This window comes from Rhizobacter sp. (genome assembly GCF_031412495.1).
Taxonomy (GTDB): Bacteria; Pseudomonadota; Gammaproteobacteria; order Burkholderiales; family Burkholderiaceae_C; genus Schlegelella_A.
This window is the reverse complement of sequence record NZ_JANODC010000092.1, coordinates 1-1,612: the sequence shown is the minus strand read 5'-3', so window position 1 is coordinate 1,612 and position 1,612 is coordinate 1. Positions and strand designations below refer to the sequence as shown.

Annotated in this window: 1 protein-coding gene; it reads right to left on the bottom strand. The window is 70.9% G+C overall.

All coding sequences use genetic code 11. The features are described from left to right. Positions 1-106: 106 nt before the first annotated feature. The coding region (locus AC30N0_RS03490; protein ID WP_489516546.1) for a branched-chain amino acid ABC transporter ATP-binding protein/permease at positions 107-1,612 on the bottom strand (1,506 nt) is incomplete at its 5' end.

Genomic DNA, 1,612 nt, shown 5'->3' with positions numbered 1-1,612 from the left:
GCTCTGCGCAGTGAAATAAAGGAGGAGAAGGCAGCCACCGGCTGCCTTCGGGGGACATGAACGGAGCAGAGCGCCCCATCGGCCCGGCCGGGATTCATCGAATCCATCAATGCTCCGTCCCCAGGTACGCCGCCCGCACCGCCGGCGAGGCCTGCACCTCCTCGGGCGTGCCTTCGATCAGCTTGGTGCCGAACTCCATCACCTCGACGCGGTCGACGAGGCCCATGACGAGGTCCATGTCGTGCTCGACGAGGAGGATCGAGAGGCCTTCGTCGCGCAGCTGGCGCAGCACGTCGGCGAGGCCTTCCTTTTCCTTCAGGCGCAGGCCGGCGGCGGGCTCGTCGAGGAGGAGCAGGGTCGGGTCGGCGGCGAGGGCGCGGGCGATCTCGAGCAGGCGCTGCTGGCCGAGGGCCAGGTTGCCGGCGTGCTCGTGCATCAGCTCGCCCATGCCGATGCGGCGCAGCTGCCGCTCGGCTTCCTTCATGAGCGAGCGCTCCTCGGCGCGGTCGAGGCGCAGCATCGCCGCCGGCACGCCGCGGCGGCCGCGCAGGTGCGCGCCGAGGGCGACGTTCTCGAGCACGGTCATGCCGGCGATCGTCTTCACGTGCTGGAAGGTGCGCGAGACGCCGAGGCGGGCGATGCGGCGCGAGCTCAGCCCGTCGATGCGGCGGCTGAGCAGGCTTACCTCGCCGCGGGTCGCCGGCAGCACGCCGGTGACGAGGTTGAAGGTCGTCGACTTGCCGGCGCCGTTCGGGCCGATCAGGCCGAGGATCTCGCCGGCGCGGACCTCGAAGCTGACGTCGTTGACGGCGACCAGGCCACCGAATTCCTTGCGCACCGCACGGACCTCGAGCACCACCTGGCCGTGCGGCGGGCGGGCCCGCTCCGGCAGCGCCGGCGCGGCGGCCCAGTCGACCTTGCGCCGCACGCGCGGCAGGGCCGCCTCGACGAAGGCCCAGACGCCGTCGCGGGCGTACTGCAGCATCAGGACCAGCAGCACGCCGAAGACGATGATCTCGTAGTTGCCGCTGGTGCCCATGAGGCGCGGCAGGAGGACCTGGAGCTGGTCCTTCAGGATCTGCACGATGGCCGAGCCGACGAGCGCGCCCCAGACGTGGCCGACGCCGCCGAGCACGGCCATGAACAGGTACTCGATGCCCATGTTCAGGCCGAAGGGCGACGGGTTGACGGTGCGCTGGAAGTGCGCGAACAGCCAGCCCGAGACGCTGGCGAGCAGGGCGGCGATGACGAAGGCGGTGACCTTGATCCGGAACGAATCGACGCCCATCGCCTCGGCCAGCGTCGAGCCGCCCTTGACGGCGCGCATGGCCCGGCCGGTGCGCGAGTCGAGCAGGTGCGTGACGGCGACGGCGGCGAGCACGACGATGGCCCACAGCAGGTAGAAGAACGTGCGCCCGGTGTTGAGCGGGCGGCCGAGGAACTCGAGTGCGGGAATGCCGAGCAGGCCGTCGTACTTGCCGAGGAAGTCGAGGTTGCCGAGCAGGTAGAAGAGCGACAGGCCCCAGGCGATGGTCGCCAGCGGCAGGTAGTGGCCGGACATGCGCAGCGTCACCCAGGCGAGGACGAGCGCGGCCAGCGCCGTGACGACGAG